Origin of the sequence: Micromonospora taraxaci, assembly GCF_007830095.1 — a bacterium.
GTDB lineage: Bacteria > Actinomycetota > Actinomycetes > Mycobacteriales > Micromonosporaceae > Micromonospora > Micromonospora taraxaci.
The window spans coordinates 163,704-183,136 of the sequence record NZ_VIWZ01000001.1; the positions used below are offsets into that span (position 1 = coordinate 163,704).

Genomic DNA, 19,433 nt, shown 5'->3' on the forward strand with positions numbered 1-19,433 from the left:
CCACCGGGATTCCGCCCTGCCGCAGCGCCCGGTACGGTGGGCTTCGGTCGCCGCCCGCCGACCCGGCAGAGGCCGAGCTGACAGAAGCTGCTCGCCACCGACCGGCCACGCGCAGTGACGACCGGTGCTCCTTGGACGCGCCGTGCCGCTACCCGATACCGTGCGGGGAGCCGGCACAGCGGCACGCCGGTGACGCCGGCAGCCATGCCGAGGAGACCGATCGGCACCGGCGAGCCGACATGTGATGGAGGAGGCGCACCCATGACGTCCGAGGGCCCGCACCGTCCCGGCCAAGAGCCGGACGAGGTGTCACCGGGCGCCGGCGGACCGGCGCCGTACGGCGACCGCCCGGCGCAGCCGGACAACGGCCAGAACGCCGCCGGCCCCGACCTGGGCTGGGCGCCCCCGCCGCCGACGCGGCCCAACCCGTCGACGCCGGCATGGGCGACCCAGGCTGAGCAGCCGCCCGCCCCCGCCTGGGGTGCTGCCCCGCAGCCCAACGACCCGGCGCAGCCCGCCTGGGCCGCAGGCGGTGGCACGAGCGAGCCGCCGCAGCAGCAGCCCGGCACGTGGGGGGCCGCGCAACAGCAGGGTTGGACGCCGGCCGAGCAGACGTCACCGGCGCCCACCTGGGCCTCGGGTGCCGTTGAGCAGCCCGAGTGGGTGCAGGCCCAGCCGGCCGCGAGGGGTGCCGCGCAGGTGCCTCCGGCCACCGCTGCCTGGCCTGCCCAGGAAGATCCGGCCCAGTCCGGCGGCTGGGGTGGCGCCGCGCAGGCCAACCCGCCCGCTGGTGACTGGCGCGGCGCCGAGTCGCAGCAGCCCGAGCCGCAGCAGGCCGGCGGTTGGTCCGGCGGCGCCCAGCAGGACGACGCGTCCGGCAACGGCGGCTGGCCCGCCAGCACCGCTGCGCGTGACGACCAGCCGGCGTGGACGCCGGCCGAGCAGTCACCGCCGACCTGGGGTCAGCCCGCGGAGCCGCAGGAGCAGTCCGCCCCCGCATGGGGGCAGGCAGCCCCGCCGAACGCCGTCCGTGGGGCGGCTCAGGTGCCGGCACCGAGCCGGCCCGGCCAGGACGATCCGGCGCAGTCCGGCGGGTGGGCCGCACAGCAGCAGGCGCAACCCGCAGCCTGGAACGACGGCGGCGACGCACGCCAGGACCAGCCCGCGCAACCCGCCGCCTGGCAGGGCGCCGAGAGCCGTCCACAGCAGCCCGACTGGGTGCTGGCACCCCAGGACCAGCCGACCGAGCGTCCGGAGCCGTCGGGGTGGACCCCGCCGGAGCAGAGCGGCCTGCCCGCTCGCGCCAGCGCCAGCGTGCCCGGTAACGACGGCGCGCCCGGCTGGCCTGCCAACCCGAACAACGCGGCACCGAACGCTCCCGCCGTGCCACAGGCCGAACCGTGGGCACCCGGTGAGGTGTGGGGTCGCGCCGAGGCGGAAGCTTCCGCCCAGTCCCGTGGTGGCTGGGAAGCCGACCGCGCCGACGAGGCGCCCGCCTACCAGCCCGGGCCCGCACCGGGCATCTCGCCGGCGAACGCCGTGCCGCTGCCCCCACAGGAGCAGCGCGTGCCGGGTGCCAGCCTGGCCGCAATCCCGCCGGCCGACTACGCGCCGCCGCAGGCCCACTTCGCTCCGATCCCCGAGCAGCCCGCGTACGCCGAGCGGGAGGCGCCGGACGCCGCCGCACAGTACGAAGCGGAGCCGGCCGGCTGGGGTCGCGCTGAGGACGCTTCCGCGAGCGGCGCGGTGGTGCCCGCCCCGCGTACCTCTCCGGAGTCCGGCGCGGGTCGTGCTGTCGTACCGGCGTCGGAGGCCGAGTCGGCGGCCGGCGTCGCCCGGGCCACGGCGAGCGCCTCGGTGCCGCTGGCCAGCCGGGTGATGCCCCCCACCGACCAGGCCGTCCGGCCGACCAGCACGGCCTCGCCACAACCTCGGGTGTACGGCCGCCCGGCTCGGCCCGAGCCGGAGAACGAGCCGGAGCCGGAGTCGTTCCAGGCCGACCCGGCAGCCGAGCGCCAGGCCGCACCCGATTGGCAGCACGACTCGCAACGGCCGGTCGTGCCCGAGTGGCAGCAGAACGACCCGCAGCGGCCGGTCATGCCGGAGTGGCAGAACGACCCGCAACGGCCGGTCGTGCCCGAATGGCAGGACGACTCGCAGCGGCAGGGCGGCCCCGGCTGGGGTGGCGAGCCCGCAGCCGATCCGCGTTTCGACGACCGGCAGCCCGCACCCAACGCGTTCGGTGAGGCACCGCCGGCGTTCCCGCCGGGCGTGCCGTCCTTCGTCGACGCGCCCGGCAACAACAGGCCGGTGAACGGCAACCGGCCGCACGCCGGTGCGGAACGGCCGGCCGACCAGTTCGGCGGCCCCGGGTCGCCGGCCGCCGGCACCGCCGCGGTCAACGGCACCGCTGCCTTCGGCGGGCCGGACTTCGGTGGGTCAGGCTCCGGTGGCTTCGGTGGGCCGGGCTTCGGTGCCGGGCCGGCGACCGAGCCGGTGCCCGGCGGTAACTTCCCGCCGTCCTTTCCGCCCGCGCAGCAGCCTCCGGCGCCCTGGGGCCAGGACGCCGGCCAGGCGGACCAGGGTCGGTTCGACGCGTTCAAGCCGGACGCCGACGCGCCGAAGGTGGAACCCCCGGCGCCGAAGGTACGCAACGGCCGGGTGCTGGCCGCTGTCCTGATCGCCGCGGTCCTGATCCTGGCGGTGCCGCTCGGCCTGCTGATGCTGCTCGGCAAGTTCGGGGGCAACGACACGCCGGCCTTCGACCCGGCGGTCGGCACCTGCGTGAAGCAGTCCGGTGAGGGTGGCGCTTCGGCGGCGGACTGCGGCGAGGCGGACGCTTTCACGATCGTGTCGAAGGTGGACGCGAAGGAGAAGTGCACCGACACGACGCAGCCGCACGTGGTGCTGCCGGGCGACGGCACCAACCGGGTGCTCTGTCTCAAGCCGGCCGCGAAGTAACTCCACCGACGGCGGGGTCACGGGCGACCGTGACCCCGCCGTCGTCGTACCCGGTGGAGATCAGCCCTTGCTGCCACCGATCGCCACTGTCAGGACTTCTCGACGCCTCCTGTCGTCCGGGTCACGGCGATCGGGCCTGCGGGGCGTGGCAGGCTGAGGGCATGGGAACGACAGCGCGTGTACGGGCGCCCGAACTGCGGGGCCGGCAGTGGCTCAACACCGGCGGCCGGAATCTGACCTTGCAGGACCTTCGCGGCAAGATCGTGATCGCGGACTTCTGGACGTTCTGCTGCATCAACTGCCTGCACGTCCTCGACGAGTTGCGCCCGCTGGAGGAAAAGTACGGCGACGTGCTCGTCGTGATCGGCGTGCACTCGCCGAAGTTCGAGCACGAGAAGGACCCGGATGCCCTCGCCGCCGCCGTCGAACGGTACGGGGTGCACCACCCCGTACTCGACGATCCCGAGATGGACATGTGGCAGCAGTACGCGGCGCGGGCCTGGCCGACGCTGTCGGTGATCGACCCCGAGGGGTACGTCGTCGCCACCATGGCGGGCGAGGGGCACGCCGAAGGGCTCGCCCGGTTGATCGACGAGCTGATCGCCACCCACGAGGCCAAGGGCACCCTGCACCGGGGCGACGGGCCGTACGTTCCGCCGCCGGCACCGGAGACCGCGCTGCGTTTCCCGGGCAAGGCGGCGCAGCTGCCGAACGGCAATTTGCTGGTGTCGGACTCGGCCCGGCACTCCCTGGTCGAGGTGGCACCGGACGGCGAGACGCCGGTGCGTCGGATCGGCTCGGGCGAGCGGGGCCGCGCCGACGGGCCGGCTGCCGCGGCGACGTTCTCCGAGCCGCAGGGGGTGTGCCTGCTGCCGACTCATGTCGCCGAGGTCGCCGGGTACGACCTGGTGGTGGCCGACACCGTCAACCACCTGCTGCGCGGCGTACGGCTGGAGTCCGGCGAGGTCGTGACAGTGGCCGGCAGCGGGCGGCAGTGGCGTGCCGAGGTCGACGACCACGCCCACGACGCGCTCGCCGTGGATCTCTCGTCTCCGTGGGACCTGGCCTGGTACGACGACAAGCTGATCATCGCGATGGCCGGTATCCACCAGCTCTGGTGGTTCGACCCGATCAAGCGGACCGCCGGCATGTACGCGGGCACCACCGTCGAGGCGCTGCGCGACGGCCCTCTGGCCGAGGCGTGGATGGCGCAGCCGTCCGGGCTCTCCGTCTCCGCCGACGGCACCCGGCTCTGGATCGCCGACAGTGAGACCAGCGCCGTCCGCTACATCGAGAACGGTGTGCTGGGCACGGCCGTCGGGCAGGGGCTGTTCGACTTTGGGCACGTGGACGGGCCGGCGGAGTCGGCGCTGCTCCAACATCCGCTGGGGGTGTGCGCGCTGCCGGACGGCTCGGTGCTGATCGCCGACACGTACAACGGTGCGGTGCGGCGCTTCGACCCGGACAGCAACCAGGTCTCCACTGTCGCCGACGGGTTGGCGGAGCCCAGCGACCTGGTGCTCACCCCGGCCGGTGAGGTGCTGGTGGTGGAGTCCGCCGCGCACCGGCTGACGCGGCTCGCTCCCGGCGCCCTGTCGGCGGCGGGTGCCAGCACGGTGGACGGGCCCCGGCACCGCACCGAGCGCAAGCCGACCGACGTCTCGGCCGGTGAGGTCACCCTGGACATCGTCTTCACCCCGGCGCCGGGGCAGAAGCTGGACGAGACGTACGGGCCGTCGACCCGGTTGGTGGTGTCCGCGTCTCCGCCGGAACTGCTGGTGGAGGGTGCCGGCACGGGCACCGAGCTGTCCCGTCGACTGGTGCTGAACGGCGAGGTCACCGCTGGGGTGTTGCAGGTGACCGCCCAGGCGGCCACCTGTGACGCGGACGTCGAACACGCGGCGTGCCACCTGACCCGGCAGGACTGGGGCGTACCGGTCCGGGTGGTCGACGGCGCGGTGACCCGGATTCCGCTGGTGCTCCGCGGCCTGGACGCCTGACGCGTGTGGAGGGGCCCCGACGGGCCCCTCCGCTCACGCGAACGGCGCCAGGGACACGCCGGCGTCGATCAGGGTGGCGCGGACCAGTTCGGCGGCGGAAACGGCGCCCGGGGTGTCGCCGTGCACGCAGATCGAGTCGACCGAGCAGGGGATGACCGTGCCGTCCACCGCCACCACGACCCGTTCGACGGCCATCCGCACCGCCCGTTCGGCCACCTGCTCCGGGTCGCTGATCACGGCGCCGGGGGTGCCTCGGGGCACCAACGCCCCGTTGGGCAGGTACGCGCGGTCGGCGAAGGCCTCGGCGACGACCGGCAGGCCCGCGCCGACGGCGAGCTGGGCCAGCGTCGAGCCGGGTAGGCAGAGGACGGGCAACTCGGGGTCGTAGCCGGTGACCGCGGCGACCACCGCCGCCGCCTGGGATTCGTCGGTGCTGGTCGCGTGGTAGAGCGCGCCGTGCGGCTTGAGGTAGCGGACCCGGGTGCCGAACAACCGGCAGAACGCGTTCAGCGCACCGAGCTGGTAGATGACCTCGTCGCGGAGCTCGGCGAAGTCGTACGCGATGTGTCGCCGACCGAAGCCGGCCAGGTCCCGGTAGCCGACCTGCGCGCCCACCGCGACCCCGCGCCGCGCGGCGCCCTCGCAGACCCGCCGCATCGTGGACGGGTCGCCGCCGTGGAAGCCGCAGGCAACGTTGGCGGAGGTGACGAGGCTGAGCAGCGCCTCGTCGTCGCCGAGTCGCCAGATGCCGAATCCCTCGCCGAGGTCAGCGTTGAGGTCCATGGAATCTGACGGTAGTCCCTGGCCGGGCCTGCGCGAGCGGGGTCACGTCGGTGACCACCCCGACGACTGGGTATCCGCCGGTGGTGGGGTGGTCCGCCAGGAAGATCAGCGGTTGTCCGTCCGCCGGCACCTGCACCGCGCCCAGCACGATGCCCTCGCTGGGCAGTTCGCCGGCGACCGCGCGGGGCAGGGGTGCGCCGGCGAGTCGCGCGCCGACCCGGTTGCTCACCGGGCTGAGGGTGTACGCGGTGCCGAACAGCCGGTCGAGCGCGGTCGGCGTGAACCAGTCGTCGCGAGGGCCGAGGCGCAGTGTCAACCGCAGCTCGGGCGGGGGCGTCGGGCACACGGTCAGGTCCACCGGGGCTGGTGCGCCCAGCGGCTGGCCGAGCGGCAACCGGTCGCCGTCGCGCAGCGGCGGCGGGCCGAGCCCGGAGAGAGTGTCGGTGGCTCGACTGCCGAGCACCGGCGACACGTCGATGCCACCCGCCACCGCCAGCCAGCTCCGTACGCCCTGTCGGGCGGGGCCGATCCGCAGCACCGTTCCGGCCGGCACTGTGAGCGGGCGTCCGGTGTCGGCGGGCCGAGCACCCGCCTGGACCGTGACGTCGGCACCGGTGAGCGCGACAGTGGTGGCCCGGGTCAGCCGCAGCGTGCAGCCGGTCAGGGTGATCTCCAGCCCGGCGGCGTGCTCGGCGTTGCCGACCAGCCGGTTGGCCAGCCGCAGCGCCGTCGGGTCGAGGGCACCAGAACGGGGTACGCCCAGGTGCGCCCAGCCGGGCCGGCCCAGGTCCTGCACGGTGGTGAGCGCCCCGGCGCGGAGCACCTCGATGGCGGCCGGGTGGGTCACGTCGCCACCATCCGGACCGACGTGCCGGGACCGAGTCGGGCCGGTGGGTCGGCGTGGACGTCGAAGAGGACCAGTTCGGTGCTGCCGACCAACTGCCAGCCACCGGGTGACGCACTCGGATAGATGCCGGCGTACGGGCCGGCGAGGGCGACCGAGCCGGCCGGCACCCGAGGGCGGGGTGTGGCCAACCGGGGCAGCGCCAACTCGGCGGGTAGCCCGGTCAGGTAGGGGAAACCGGGGGCGAATCCGCAGAACGCGACCCGGAACCGGGTGTCGGTCAGCCGGCGCAGCACGGCGGGCACGTCCACGTTCCAGTGCTCGGCCACTGTGGGCAGGTCCGGTCCGTCGAAGCAGACCGGGACGACGACCTCCGTGGAGGCACGGTCGGTTGTTCTGGCAACGGCGTCGGCTGCGGCGGGGCGGTGTGTCGCGGCGACGACGTCGCCCGCCCACCGGGTCAGCTGCTCGGCCGTGGCGGTCGGGTCCGGCAGACCGTCGAGCAGGACGGTGCTGGCCGCCGGCACGATCTCGACGGTGACCAGGTCGCCCTGCTCCCGACGCCGCCACAGCTCGGCCCGCCACGCTTCGACCAGCTCGACCTCGGGCACGTCGTCGTCGGTGGTGGTGGTGGTGGTGGTGCAGTCGAGCAGCAGGGCGTGCGCCCCGACGGGCCGGATCCGCATCGGCTCATCTTCGCCGATGGCCCGGAGTCGCGGTGTTCACGATGACGGTGCCGGGCGTCACCGACGCGACTACTTGAAAGTAACCTACGGTGCCGTAACCTGATGTCGTGACCACCTCCGCCCCGCTTCGCCTGAAGCCGGTCGACATCGGTAAGCCCCGGATGCGCGGCTGGCTGCACACGTACGCCTTCTTCGTCGCCCTGGTCTGCGGCATCGTGCTCTGCTCGATCGCCGCCACCCGACCGGGGTGGGCACCCCTGGTGAGCTGCCTCATCTACAGCCTGACGGTCTGTGGGCTCTTCGGCACGAGCGCTCTGTACCACCGTCGAGTGTGGTCGGAGCGCGGCTACCAGGTGATGCGCCGGATGGATCACTCGATGATCTTCGTGTTCATCGCCGGCACGTACACACCGCTCTGCGTGATGCTGCTCGCGCCCCGGCCGGCCACCGTGATGCTGGCCCTGGTCTGGGGTGGGGCACTGGCCGGCGTGGCCCTCAAGGTGGTCTGGCCTCACGCGCCGCGCTGGGTGTCCGCACCGCTCTACCTGGCGCTGGGCTGGGTGGCGGTGGCCATGCTGCCGGAGATCCTGCACGGCGGCGGAGTCGCGGCGCTGGTGCTGCTGATCGTCGGCGGCGCGATCTACAGCGTCGGCGCGGTCTTCTACGCGTTGCGGCGGCCCAATCCGTGGCCGACAGTCTTCGGCCACCACGAGTTCTTCCACGCCTGCACGCTGCTGGCGGCACTCTGCCACCACATCGCGATCTACTTCGCGCTGTTCGCCTGACCCAGACGGCGCCGCCATGATCGTGCTTGATCAAGGATGTAGTGGCCTCGATCGCACCCCGAGGGCCCTACTTCCTGGATCGAGCATGATCTCCAGGCGATCGCCGCGACGAGGCATCGGGCACACCTCAAGATCCGCGCAGCTTCGGTGACACTGCTGCCTCAACGCGCCCTCGGACAGCAACTTCACGGAAAGTGTGCAGATCTTGGCAGGCGCGGGGCTCGCGGCGCGCACACGAACTGGGGTGGAACGCGAGCCGGGGCCCCGCGACGCTGCGGGACCCCGGAGTGCGCGAGCGAGGATCAGACCGGGTGGCCCGGGCGACGAACCTCGCGGTACTCCCGCATGACCTGGTCGTCCTGGACCGGCACGACCCGGTCGGCCACGACGCGCTCCTCGCGTACCGGGGCGGCGACCACCGTCCGGCGGCGGCTGTTCCAGAAGTAGAGGGTGGCGAGCAGGCCGGCGACGCCGGCCAGCATCAGCACCCAGCCGACCACTGACAGGTTCAGCCAGCCCAGGTCGGCCTCCACGGCGAATGCGAAGATCGCGCCGAGCGCGATCAAGAAGATGCTGCCACCAATGCCCATGTCTCGCTCCTCGGCTCTAACCTGGCGTACGACGCGCCGCGGCCGTCGGTAGGGGTGCGGCAGGCATTGACTTACCCAGGCACGGAGATCGCCAATCGGGCAAGCTGAGGGCATGACGGACGCCGACCCCGACACACGGACACTGGTCCTGCTGCGGCACGCCAAGGCCGAGCAGGGTAGCGACGCGGCGGACGACGCCGAACGACCGCTCAGCGCACGTGGGGAGTCCGACGCGGCGGCGGCAGGTGCCTGGCTGGCGCGGAACGGCCTGCTGCCCGACGTGGTGATCTGCTCGACTGCCAGACGCACCCGGCAGACCTGGCACGGGGTGGCGATGGGGATGACCGGTTCACCACCGGAGGGTGGTCCGACCGGTCCTCGACCGACGGTCCGTTACGAGCCCGGCGCGTACGACGCCCACCCCGAGGAGTTGTTGGCGCTGGTCCGCACTGTCGACCCGGCGGCCCGGACCGCACTGCTGATTGCCCACAACCCGGGCATTTCCCTACTTTCTGCGCTCCTTGATCCGGACGGGGCAGCCGAGGAGGGTCTGCGTACCGCCGAACTGGCGGTGCATCGTGGCCGATTCGACTGGGCGGAGCTGAGCCGGGCGGGAGCCCCGATCACTGCGGGGCACACCGCACGCGACTGAGCCACCCGCCGGTGACCGGCGGGTGGCTCAGGGGTACGCGCCCAGGCCGTGCTCAGGACGGCGGAGCGGTTGGTGGCGGCGGGTCTGGCGGCGGCGGCATCATCGCGGTCGGATGAGAGAGCCGGTTCTCCTCCACGATGAGGGTCCGGGCCCGCTTACGCCGGTCCTGCCAGAACCAGAGCGTGGTCAGCAGTACGGCCAGCCCGGCCAGGATGAAGACCCAGCCGACCGCCCGTACGTCGATCCACCAGACGTTGGCTCTCAGCGCGAAGGTCAGGATCGCGCCGATCGCGATGAGAAAGATGCCGCTTCCTACACCCATATGCGCTGCACTCCCCCGTGCGGTGGCTCTGGGCGTTCCCTTTCGAGGTCACGCGACGGTTACCCGTCACGACGCCGGCATACCCGGCCGAGCTGGCCCAATGCGTGCTCACGCTGCCCGCAGTGCCAGCCACCGGTGCGACACCGCGATCAACGCCGCCGGCGCCAGGGGCGTCCGCCCGGAAACGCCGGCGGCCGGCGGGGGCAGCGAGCCCTCGCCGGCCGTCGGTGCCGGCCCGGGTGGTGCGACCCGGACCGTCAGCCGTGCCGTGGCACGGTCAGAAGGCCTCCTCCGGGAGGTCCATGATGTCGAGGTCGGCACCCTCGATGATCCGCCGGTCGGCGCCGATGCGGGGCAGTACCTCGCGGGCGAAGAAACGGGCAGCGGCCACCTTGCCGGTGTAGAACGCCTTGTCGCTGGTGGAGACCTCGCCGGCGAGGGCCTTCAGCGCCACGTCGGCCTGCCGCTGGAGCAGCCAGCCGACGACCAGGTCACCGATCGCCAGCAGGAAGCGCCGGCTGCTGAGCCCGACCTTGTAGAGCGCCCGGGTGTCACCACCCTGCGCCTCGCCCAGCCAGCCGGTCATCACGCCGAGAATGTTCTGGACCTCGGCCAGGGCCTTACCGAGCGCCTGCCGCTCCTCCTTGAGCTGGCCGTTGCCCGCCTCGGAGGAGATGAACTCCTGGATCTCGCCGGCTACCGCCATCAGCGCCTTGCCGTTGTCCCGGACGATCTTGCGGAAGATCAGGTCCAGGCTCTGGATGGCGGTGGTGCCCTCGTACAGAGTGTCGATCTTGGCGTCGCGGACGTACTGCTCCAGCGGGTAGTCCTGGAGGAACCCGGAACCACCGAAGGTCTGCAGCGACTCGTGCCCGAGCATCTCGTAGGCCCGCTCCGACCCGACGCCCTTGACCAGCGGCAGCAGCAGGTCGTTGACCCGCTTGGCCAGCTTGGTGGCCTTCTCGTCGCCGGCAGCCTCGGCGATCGCGACCTTGTCCTGCCAGGAGGCGGTGTAGAGGACCAGAGCACGAAGACCCTCGGCGTACGACTTCTGCAGCAGCAGCGAGCGACGCACGTCCGGGTGGTGGGTGATGGTGACCCGAGGCGCGGCCTTGTCCGCCTGCTGGATCAGGTCGGCGCCCTGCACCCGGCTCTTCGCGTACTCGAGGGCGTTGAGGTAGCCGGTGGAGAGGGTGGCGATCGCCTTGGTGCCGACCAGCATCCGCGCGTACTCGATGATCATGAACATCTGCCGGATGCCGTCGTGCTTGTCACCGAGCAGCCAGCCCTTGGCCGGTACGCCGTGCTCGCCGAAGGTCAGCTCACAGGTGTTGGAGACCTTCAGGCCCATCTTGTGCTCGACGTTCGTGGTGTAGACGCCGTTGCGCTCACCCAGCTCGCCGGTGGTCTCGTCGAAGTGGAACTTCGGCACCACGAAGAGCGACAAGCCCTTGGTGCCGGGGCCGCCGACGCCTTCCACGCCGACCGGGCGGGCCAGCACGTAATGCACGATGTTGTCGCTCAGGTCGTGCTCGCCCGAGGTGATGAAGCGCTTCACGCCCTCGATGTGCCAGGAACCGTCGGGCTGCTGCGTCGCGCGGGCGCGGCCGGCGCCGACGTCCGAGCCGGCGTCCGGCTCGGTGAGCACCATGGTGGAGCCCCACTGCTTGTCGATGAAGAGCTTGGCCCACTGCTTCTGCCGGTCGGTGCCCTCGACGTGCAGCACGTGCGCGAAGGACGGGCCGGAGGCGTACATCCAGATGGGGGCGTTAGATCCGAGCACCAGCTCGGCGAGCGCCCACCAGAGGGCCCGGGGCGCGTTGGTGCCGCCCAGCTCGGGCGGCAGGTCCAGGCGCCAGAACTCGGAGTCCATGAATGCCTGGTAGGACTTCTTGAACGATGCCGGCAGGGGCGCGGTGTGCGTGGCCGGGTCGAACACCGGCGGGTTGCGGTCGCTGTCCGTGTAGCTGGCGGCGAGGTCCTCGCGAGCGAGACGGTCGAGCTCGGCGAGGAAGCTGCGGGCGGTGTCGGCGTCGAGATCCGAGTACGGCTCCTGGCCGAACGCCCGGTCCGCACCGAAGACCTCGAACAGGTTGAACTCAAGGTCCCGCAGGTTGCTCTTGTAGTGGGTCATGCTCGCTGGCCCCGCTTCCGGACAGGTGTTACCGATCAGTAACCCCAACTGTATTACTCGCGGGTAGCCAGCGACAAGCGGATCACACAAGTGACGGCGATTACACAGCTTCGGGCCACGCGGGCGAGATCAGCTCTCGGCGGCGCCGACCTCCCAGCTCGGAACCGCCGCGGCCGCACCGGTGCGGGCGCCCACGTACTCCATCAGGACCAGCGCGATGTCGTCGTCCAGACGTCCGTGGACCCACTCGATCAGAGCCGTCTCCAGCGAGGCCAACCCGTTGGCGACCGTGCCGTGGCCGAGCAGCCGCCACGCCCGGTCGGCGGTGGGGAAGAACTCGCCGTCCCGCCGCGCCTCGCCGAGTCCGTCGGTGAAGAGCAGCAGCCGGTCCCCGGGCTCCAGGCGTTCGACCCGAGGGCGGACCACCGGCATGAACCCGAGCGGAGGCGCAGGTGCCGGCGGTTCCAACGGGATCACCGCGCCGCGACGCAACAGCAGGGGCGGCGGGTGTCCACAGTTGACGATCGTGAGTGTGCCGCCGCGCTCCTCGACCAACGCCGCGGTCACGAAATCCTCGTCACCGACGTTGCGGGCCACCGCGCGGTCCAGGTCGGCGACGACGGCCCGCAGGTCGGCCCGCTCGTACGCCACGTGCCGGTACGACCCGAGGACGATGCTCGCCAGTCGGACGGCGTCCAGGCCCTTGCCGCGCACATCCCCGATGATCATGCGGACGCCGTAGGGCGTGTCGATCGCCTCGTACAGGTCACCGCCGATCTCGGCGGTCGCGGTGGAGGAGATGTAGCGACCGGCGACCGAGAGCGTGCCAACCTGCGGCCCGAGCGGGCGTAGCACCGCCTGCTGGGCGACCGAGGCGAGCCTGGTCAACTCGACGATCTGCTCCGCCTGCCGCTGGCGCACCGACGTCACCGCCACTGCCAACCCGGTGGCGAGCGCGACCCCGAACACGCTGACCGAGGTCTCCAGCGACATCTTCGGCTCGACCAGGGCAAAGGCGGCCCCGACCACTGTCGCTCCGACACCCACTCCCAGCACCACCGGCCAGGAGGCCAGCGCGGCGGCCAGGAAGGGTACGGCCGCCAGCAGCGCGACGTAGTGCGCCCAACGGCCGTCCGCCGCCTCCACCGCCGACACGATCGCGAGCAGAACGAGGGCCGCGCCGAGGCCGGCGCGGGATCCGGGGCTCAGCGGGCGTCGGCCCGGCTGGAGGAATCGCGTGGATACGAGGGACAGTTTGCCTGATCCTCGTGAATCGGTGAATGAACCTGACCCGTCGTCCGAGGAGGTTCTGACCGGCCGGGCCAATCGGGCGACCAAATCGGCGTCACCCGCGCCGCTCAGCCGAGGACCTCGTAGCGGACGGTGAGCGCGCCGACGTCGACGGAGGCGATGGTGGCGAACGCGGCCCGGGAGAGGTCCAGGCAGCGGCCGTCGATGAAGGGGCCCCGGTCGTTGATCCGCACCACGACCGACTTGCCGTTGGCCGGGTTGGTCACCCGGACCTTCGTGTTGAACGGCAGTGTCTTGTGCGCGGCGGTCAGTGCGTTCGGGTTGAACGACTCGCCGTTGGCAGTGAGCTGCCCGTCGGAGTAGAACGAGGCACCACACGAGCCGCTGTCCAGGACCTTCGCCGCCGCCGTGGTCTTCTTGGCGGTCGGGCTCGGCTTCGGCGACGCGGTGCGGGCCTTGCTTCGGGAGGCGGCCTGCTGCGAGCGGGTGGCCGACGGGCTGGCGGATGCGCTCGGGGAGGCGCTGACACTCGGAGAGGCGGCCGGCGAGCTGGGGGTGAGGCTGCTGGCGGCGGTGGTCGGGGTGAGGTCCAGGGTCGTCTGCCCCGACTGGGCGGAACCGGAGGTCAGCTGCACGGCACCGAACGTGCCCCCGACGGCGAGGGCGACGCCGACCGCCGCGGTGGCCACGATGCCCGCCGGAGAGGAGAAGATGCGGGTACGGGAGTGCCTGCCTGCCACCGGCCCGGTCCTTTCGTCGACTGAACAAACCGGGTCGGACCGTAACGAGAGAAGCACTTCCGAAGTCAACGTGATCATAGTGGTATGCCCGGATTTGCACCGGTACGTGTGGCCGATCATCCGACCCTGGGTGGGCCGGCCGGCCCGGGTGCCGACACGTCGACAGGCCGTGCCGGAGGATGAGCGGATGCCCCCTGAGCTGACCGACCGCCTGGCCACCCTGTTCCGGTGGATCGACCCCGGGCCGGGCACGAGTCACCTGGTCAGCGACATCTCCGGTTGGTGGCGGGACCCGGCGGTCCTGGCCGAACTGGGGCCGGCCCTGGTGGCGCCGTACCGGGCCGCCCAGCCGACTGTGGTGCTCGCTCCGGCGGTCACCGGGCTGCTGCTCGGGCCACTGGCCGCCACCGCACTCGGCGTCGGCTTCGTGGCCGCACACAAACCCGGCGACGGGCGACTGCCGGCCGGGCCACTCACCTGGGCGCAGAGCCCACCGGACTACCGGGGTCGACAGGTCGACCTGGCCGTACGGGACCGGCACCTCGGCCCTGGCGACCGGGTGCTGGTGGTGGACGACTGGGTACGCACGGGCGCGCAGATCCACGCCCTCTACGACATCTGCGCCGCACGGGGTGCCGAGGTGCTGGGCGCGGCCGTGGTGGCCGTCGACTGTCCGCCCGAGGTCGCGGCCGACCTACGGATCGCCGGTCTGATCGACGCCGCTGATCTGCCGGCTTGACCTGAAGCGCGGTTCAGCTTCGACGATCGATGCATGAGTGACGGAATTCTCGACGAGGCGTACGAACGACTGCACCGCACCGGCCCCGAATTCGAGGGGTGGCTCTCCAACCACGGGCCGATGGCCGTCGAGGCGCTGACCCGACACGGGCACCAGCAGCAGGTGCACCGCTGGCTCGACGGCTACCTCGGCCGACTTGACGAACTGCCCCGAGGGCTGCACCCGATCACCGACTGGCGGAGCGCGCTGGGCGACGCGAAGCGGGCCGGGGACTGGCTGGCGTACTTCGACCGACAACTGCGCGAACACCCGTGGCGCGACGTGCTCGGCACCTGGTGGCCCCGACTGCTGCCGGGCATCGCCGCCGGCGCCACCCACGGTGTGATCCGGGTCGGGCACGCGGTACGCGCGCTCGAAACGGACGACAAGACCCCGCAGCGGCTCACCGAACTGGGCCAGGCCCTCGGCTACTGGGCGGCGCGTTGGCAGCCGGTCCCGGGCGCCGACCGGATGCCGACCAACCTCCCCACCGACCCGTCCACAGGCCCGGAGCAGGTGGACGTGGACGCGGCGCTGGCCGGGCTACCCCGGATCGACGACCAGAGCGGGGGCGTCCGCGACCGGTTGAAGCGGCTGCCTGGCGTACCCGGATGGGAGCCGGCGCTCGCGGCGCTGCGCCCCGCGCGGAGCCCCGCCGAGGCGGCGAAGGGCCTCACCGCGTTGGTGCACCGCGCCGTCCTGGACTACCTGCGCTTCGGGCACACCGAGCCGGTCATGCTGGTGCACGCGGTCACCGCGCCGACCGCCGTGCTGCGTACCCTGCCGGCCCTGGACCGGGCGCTGTGGGCGCCGAGCCTCGCCGCGGCCTGGGCCGCGACGGCGGCCATGACCTCGGTGTACGCCCCCGCCGACGGCATCGCACCGCCGACCGTGACCGCCGTGACCCCGGCGGAGGTCTTCGCCCGGGCGGCTCGGCACGGCGACGAACACGTGGTCAAGCTGGCCGACGCGGTGCTCGACGCGCACGCGGTCAGTGGCGACGACCGCCTCCTCGCCGCCCCCGGCTACGCCGGGCAGATGATCTGACCGATCCCGAGCCGGGCCGGGCACAATGCGGCGGCGGTACGAGGCGCACTGGCCTAGCCTCGGCAGGATGTGGCCTCGGATCGGTGAACTGCGCACCCTCGCCCTCGGCACCCCCGGCGAGCTGCGGACGACCCTCAACACCCTCGTGCTGGCCGGCGTGAAGACCGCGACGGCCGGCCGGCTCGCCGAGTACGCGGAGGAGGGCGAGGAGTTGGAGCACGTCGGCGAACGGTTGGCCCTGGTCGACGACGACGACGCGCTGGCCGGCGTCGTGGAGATCACCGGCGTCGAGATCGTCCGTTTCGCCGACGTGCCCTGGGAGTTCGCCCGGGCCGAGGGTGAGGGGGACCGGTCGATCGAGGAGTGGCGGGCCGGGCACGCGGCCTACTGGGCGCGGCTCGGCACACCTGTCGACGACGACAGCCAGATCGTCTGCCTACGGCTGCGGCTGGTCTCCGGCGGCGAGGGCGGCGCGGCCAGCGGCGACCTCGGCACCTGACCACCGCCTCAGCCGCGCAACTCCGGCAGCAGTCGGGTCGCCACGTCCGCCAGCACGTTCTCGTCGCCGGCGTACCAACTGCTGGCCCGCGGCCAGTGCGTCACCACGTCGGTGAAGCCCAGGTCGGCGGCGCGGCCGACCTGGTCGGCGAAGAACTGCGCACTGCTGAGCGAGAACACCGGCGCGGAGTCCAGCGACAGATACCGGTCCAGGGTCGCCGGATCACGGCCGGCCTCGTCCAGCGCCCGATCCATCCGCGTCGACAACGCCGAAACGCTGCCCCACCAGGTCTCCAGGTCGTTGTCGTCACCGGTGCCGGTGGTCACCCAACCCTGGCCGAACCGGGTCACCAGCCGCATCGACCGCGGCCCGTTGGCGGCCACCACGAAGGGCACCCGCGGCTGCTGCACGCAGCCGGGATTGTTGCGGGCGTCCACCGCGGCGAACCACTCACCCCGCCAGGTCGTGCCGTCCTCGCGCAGTATCAGATCCAGCAGCTCGGCGAATTCGGCGAACCGGTCGACGCGCTGACGCGGCGGCAGAGTCTCACCGCCCAGCACGGCCGAGTCGAAACCGATGCCACCCGCGCCGAGGCCGAGCAGCAACCGACCGTCGGAGACGTCGTCCACGGTGGTGATCTGCCGGGCGAACGCGGCCGGGTGCCGGAAGTTCGGCGACGCCACGAGGGTGCCCAGCCGGATCCGGGAGGTGACCGTCGCAGCAGCGGTCAATGTGGCCATCGAGTCGAACCACGGGCCGTCGACCAGGTCCCGCCAACCCAGGTGGTCGTACGTCCAGGCGTGGTCGAACCCCCACTCCTCGACCTGCCGCCACCGACGCTGCGCCTCCGCCCACCGCTGGTCCGGCAGGATCACGATGCCAATCCGCATGATCGCCAGCCTAGACCGGGGCACCACCGGGGCCAGGTCGCCGCTAGCGTTCGGTCCTGGACCTACGGCCCGCGTTCCTCGTCCTGACCGACCTCGGCCTGCGGATCGATGCGGCGATCACCGATCGCCCGATGTAGTTCCGTTGCACCCGGCCGTTAACCTGCGCTCGTGTCCCCTGAGCCCGCCGCCGCCCGCACCCGTCTGGGTCGACGACGGCGCGCCGCCTTCACCGCGGCGATGGTGCTCGCGGTGCTCATCCCGTCGATCGTCCTCCGCGAGCTGATCGAGTCCCGGTCCGGTCGCGGACCGGTGGCCGACCTCAGCGCGATCGCCGTACCGATGGCGGCCACCGCCTGGCTCGCGCCGTACGCCTCGTACCGGCGACGCGACGCCCTGCTGTGGTTGGTCGGCCCGGGTATCTACGTCTTCTCGGTGATCGCCTGGCGGCTGGCGCTCGCGCCCTACCGCGACTGGAGGCCCCGCCCGGAGGAGTTGCCCCGGGTGCGCTGGTCCCGCGACCCGGAACACGCCGGAACGTGGTACCTAGCCGAGCCGTCGAGTGACGTGGATCACAGTCCACTCCGGTAGGGTCGTTCCGCTCGGCTCCGACCCCTCGGCGAGCGGCACCGGGACAGGTGTCCGCCAGAGGAGAGGACCACACGCGATGACGAAGGTGACCGCACAGCTGTCGGTGTCGGTGGACGGGTTCTACGCTGGCCCACTGTTCGAGGGCGACGGCAACTGGATGGACTCGGCGGAGAGCGCCGGGTTCTTCCGGGTCACCCGCTGGGCGACCGAGGTGTCGGCGTGGCGTGAACGACAGGGCTTCACCGGAGGAGTGCACGACACCAACTCCCAGGTGATCGCCGAGACCTTCGAGGCGGCCGGCGCGTACGTGATGGGACGCCGGATGGCCGACGGCGGTGAGGTGCCCTGGGGTGACGAGCCACCGTTTCGCGCACCGGTCTTCGTCGTCACCCACCGCCCCCGCGAGCGTTTGCTGCGGCAGGGGGGCACGAGCTTCACCTTCGTCACGGACGGGGTGGCCAGCGCCGTCGAGCAGGCACGTGCCGTGGCTGGCGGCAAGAACGTCGCGGTGGCCGGGGGCGGCAGCCTGGTGCGGCAGGTCCTCAAGGCGGGTCTGCTCGACGAGTTGGAGCTGCACGTCGTACCGGTCGTGCTCGGCACCGGCCTGCGGGTGTTCGACGCGGACCTCGACCTCGCCGACAAGGAGGCGATCGAGCTGACGCCGACCCGCGTCATCCACACACCGGAGGTCACCCACATCCGGTACGCCGTGAACGGTCGAGCGCCACTGGTGCTCGACGATCGGGGCAGCACCGGCGGCCCGACGGTGACCAGGTGACGCAGTCGTTGCGGGTGCAGTGCTTCAACGTCTCGCGCGACGGGTTCGGCACCGGCGAGGGGCAGAGCCTGGAACGGCCCTTCGGCCACGCCGACCCCACCCCGCTGTTCTCCTGGCGGGCAGCCACCGCCAGCTTCGTCTACCGCACCGAGCCCGGCGGCAGCCGGGGTCTGGACGACTACCTGACCCGGGACGCCGAGTGCAACATCGGCGCCGAGATCATGGGCCGCAACAAGTTCGGCCCACAGCGTGGCCCGTGGGAGAACCATGACTGGCAGGGCTGGTGGGGGGACAATCCACCGTTCCACACGCCGGTCTTCGTGCTCACCCACCACGTACGTCCGTCGTTCACCCTGGCCGACACCACGTTCCACTTCCTCGATGCCAGCCCGGCCGAGGCACTGGCCCAGGCGAAGCAGGCGGCCGACGGCCGGGACGTACGCCTCGGCGGTGGAGTCGCCACCATCCGCGAGTTCCTCGAGGCTGATCTGGTCGACACGATGCACATCGCCGTCGCGCCCGTCGACCTGGAGCGGGGCGAGCGGTTGTGGGACAGCCCCGACGATCTTCTCGACCGCTTCCACCTGGAGTCGGTGCCCAGCACCAGCGGGATCACCCATCTGCTGTTCTGGCGACGATGACCGGGAGGTTCACAGATCTTGGACAGTTTCCGTTCAGGCTGAACGGAAACTGTCCAAGATCTCTGCCTGCCTAGGGCAGGCGGGACAGCACCAGCATGCGGTTGCCGTCGGGGTCCATGACCCGGGCGGACCGCTCACCCCACGGCTGGTCGACAGGCTCCTCGGTGACCGTCGCACCACCTGAGCGCAGAACGTTCACGGCGTCGTCGCAGTCGTCGGCGTAGACGCACATCTCCCACCGATGCGAGTGCGTCGGTTCGCCGGCCTCCGGATCGGCGGCCAGGCCCAGCTCACTGTTGCCCAGACGCAGCGCGACGAACTGCGGTTCGCCGTCCTCCGGGAACCGGTAGGTCAGCTCGAAGCCGACCACGTCGCGGTAGAACCCGATCAGTCGTGGCAGGTCAGGTGTCGTCACGATCGGAAAGGCCTCGGTGAACACGGACCACCTCCAAGCCGGACAGTAG

The 19,433-nt window shown here is 72.0% G+C and carries 20 protein-coding genes; 10 read left to right on the forward strand and 10 right to left on the reverse strand.

Going from position 1 to position 19,433, the window contains the following annotated elements:
* Positions 1 to 261 precede the first annotated feature (261 nt).
* A complete protein-coding gene (locus FHU34_RS00830; protein ID WP_145778232.1) occupies positions 262 to 2,961 on the forward strand; it encodes an LppU/SCO3897 family protein in 2,700 nt (899 codons plus the stop codon).
* Between the two features lie 161 nt (positions 2,962 to 3,122).
* Positions 3,123 to 4,961, forward strand: a complete 1,839-nt coding sequence (locus tag FHU34_RS00835) for an NHL domain-containing thioredoxin family protein (RefSeq protein WP_145778233.1) — start codon at positions 3,123 to 3,125, stop codon at positions 4,959 to 4,961.
* Positions 4,962 to 4,994: 33 nt separating this feature from the next.
* Here FHU34_RS00835 and FHU34_RS00840 read toward each other — a convergent pair whose 3' ends face one another.
* The 3 genes from FHU34_RS00840 to FHU34_RS00850 are packed head-to-tail and all read right to left on the reverse strand — an operon-like array spanning position 4,995 to position 7,274.
* Complete coding sequence (locus tag FHU34_RS00840) at positions 4,995 to 5,744, reverse strand: LamB/YcsF family protein (RefSeq protein ID WP_145778234.1); 750 nt, start codon at positions 5,742 to 5,744, stop codon at positions 4,995 to 4,997.
* Entirely contained in the window at positions 5,728 to 6,690 is a 963-nt protein-coding gene (locus FHU34_RS00845; protein WP_425280557.1) for a 5-oxoprolinase subunit C family protein, read from the reverse strand. The genes FHU34_RS00840 and FHU34_RS00845 overlap by 17 nt, the downstream gene beginning before the upstream one ends.
* The gene (locus FHU34_RS00850) at positions 6,588 to 7,274 is read right to left on the reverse strand and encodes a 5-oxoprolinase subunit B family protein (RefSeq protein ID WP_145778236.1); all 687 of its coding nucleotides are present in this window, start codon (positions 7,272 to 7,274) and stop codon (positions 6,588 to 6,590) included. Before FHU34_RS00850 ends, FHU34_RS00845 begins: the two co-directional genes overlap by 103 nt.
* 107 nt (positions 7,275 to 7,381) lie before the next feature.
* Here FHU34_RS00850 and trhA point away from each other — a divergent pair, with 107 nt between their 5' ends.
* Entirely contained in the window at positions 7,382 to 8,059 is a 678-nt protein-coding gene (gene trhA, locus FHU34_RS00855) for a PAQR family membrane homeostasis protein TrhA (protein ID WP_145778237.1), read from the forward strand.
* A 302-nt stretch (positions 8,060 to 8,361) separates the two neighbouring features.
* Here trhA and FHU34_RS00860 read toward each other — a convergent pair whose 3' ends face one another.
* Positions 8,362 to 8,649, reverse strand: coding sequence for a DUF6458 family protein (locus FHU34_RS00860; RefSeq protein WP_088986955.1), 288 nt, complete (start codon positions 8,647 to 8,649; stop codon positions 8,362 to 8,364).
* 112 nt (positions 8,650 to 8,761) lie between these two features.
* On the opposite strand from FHU34_RS00860, the gene FHU34_RS00865 reads away from it, so the two are divergent.
* Positions 8,762 to 9,301, forward strand: a complete 540-nt coding sequence (locus FHU34_RS00865; protein WP_145778238.1) for a SixA phosphatase family protein — start codon at positions 8,762 to 8,764, stop codon at positions 9,299 to 9,301.
* A gap of 52 nt (positions 9,302 to 9,353) precedes the next feature.
* On the opposite strand, the gene FHU34_RS00870 is transcribed toward FHU34_RS00865, so the two are convergent.
* The 4 genes from FHU34_RS00870 to FHU34_RS00885 all read right to left on the reverse strand — a co-directional run bounded on the left by FHU34_RS00870 (position 9,354) and on the right by FHU34_RS00885 (position 13,748).
* Complete coding sequence (locus FHU34_RS00870) at positions 9,354 to 9,623, reverse strand: DUF6458 family protein (RefSeq protein WP_030332052.1); 270 nt, start codon at positions 9,621 to 9,623, stop codon at positions 9,354 to 9,356.
* A gap of 277 nt (positions 9,624 to 9,900) precedes the next feature.
* On the reverse strand, positions 9,901 to 11,757 hold the full coding sequence (locus FHU34_RS00875) for an acyl-CoA dehydrogenase (RefSeq protein ID WP_145778239.1): 1,857 nt from the start codon (positions 11,755 to 11,757) through the stop codon (positions 9,901 to 9,903).
* Between the two features lie 129 nt (positions 11,758 to 11,886).
* Entirely contained in the window at positions 11,887 to 13,011 is a 1,125-nt protein-coding gene (locus tag FHU34_RS00880; protein WP_145785385.1) for a PP2C family protein-serine/threonine phosphatase, read from the reverse strand.
* A gap of 104 nt (positions 13,012 to 13,115) precedes the next feature.
* Positions 13,116 to 13,748, reverse strand: a complete 633-nt coding sequence (locus FHU34_RS00885; RefSeq protein ID WP_208744896.1) for a septal ring lytic transglycosylase RlpA family protein — start codon at positions 13,746 to 13,748, stop codon at positions 13,116 to 13,118.
* A gap of 187 nt (positions 13,749 to 13,935) precedes the next feature.
* Between FHU34_RS00885 and FHU34_RS00890 the strand changes: the two genes are divergently transcribed.
* From FHU34_RS00890 to FHU34_RS00900, 3 genes are all read left to right on the forward strand, one after another.
* Positions 13,936 to 14,487, forward strand: coding sequence for a phosphoribosyltransferase family protein (locus FHU34_RS00890; protein WP_145778241.1), 552 nt, complete (start codon positions 13,936 to 13,938; stop codon positions 14,485 to 14,487).
* 33 nt (positions 14,488 to 14,520) lie between these two features.
* The gene (locus FHU34_RS00895; protein ID WP_145778242.1) at positions 14,521 to 15,573 is read left to right on the forward strand and encodes a questin oxidase family protein; all 1,053 of its coding nucleotides are present in this window, start codon (positions 14,521 to 14,523) and stop codon (positions 15,571 to 15,573) included.
* 67 nt (positions 15,574 to 15,640) lie between these two features.
* A complete protein-coding gene (locus FHU34_RS00900; RefSeq protein WP_145778243.1) occupies positions 15,641 to 16,072 on the forward strand; it encodes an ASCH domain-containing protein in 432 nt (143 codons plus the stop codon).
* An 8-nt stretch (positions 16,073 to 16,080) separates the two neighbouring features.
* On the opposite strand, the gene FHU34_RS00905 is transcribed toward FHU34_RS00900, so the two are convergent.
* Complete coding sequence (locus tag FHU34_RS00905) at positions 16,081 to 16,962, reverse strand: LLM class flavin-dependent oxidoreductase (RefSeq protein ID WP_145778244.1); 882 nt, start codon at positions 16,960 to 16,962, stop codon at positions 16,081 to 16,083.
* Positions 16,963 to 17,130: 168 nt separating this feature from the next.
* On the opposite strand from FHU34_RS00905, the gene FHU34_RS00910 reads away from it, so the two are divergent.
* The 3 genes from FHU34_RS00910 (at position 17,131) to FHU34_RS00920 (ending at position 18,969) form a co-directional block, all read left to right on the forward strand.
* Positions 17,131 to 17,550 (forward strand): hypothetical protein, encoded by a 420-nt coding sequence (locus tag FHU34_RS00910; protein WP_145778245.1) that lies wholly within the window; start codon positions 17,131 to 17,133, stop codon positions 17,548 to 17,550.
* 76 nt (positions 17,551 to 17,626) lie between these two features.
* Positions 17,627 to 18,328 (forward strand): dihydrofolate reductase family protein, encoded by a 702-nt coding sequence (locus FHU34_RS00915; RefSeq protein WP_145778246.1) that lies wholly within the window; start codon positions 17,627 to 17,629, stop codon positions 18,326 to 18,328.
* Complete coding sequence (locus tag FHU34_RS00920) at positions 18,325 to 18,969, forward strand: dihydrofolate reductase family protein (protein ID WP_145778247.1); 645 nt, start codon at positions 18,325 to 18,327, stop codon at positions 18,967 to 18,969. The genes FHU34_RS00915 and FHU34_RS00920 overlap by 4 nt, the downstream gene beginning before the upstream one ends.
* 70 nt (positions 18,970 to 19,039) lie before the next feature.
* Here FHU34_RS00920 and FHU34_RS00925 read toward each other — a convergent pair whose 3' ends face one another.
* Entirely contained in the window at positions 19,040 to 19,408 is a 369-nt protein-coding gene (locus FHU34_RS00925; RefSeq protein ID WP_145778248.1) for a VOC family protein, read from the reverse strand.
* Positions 19,409 to 19,433: the final 25 nt, after the last annotated feature.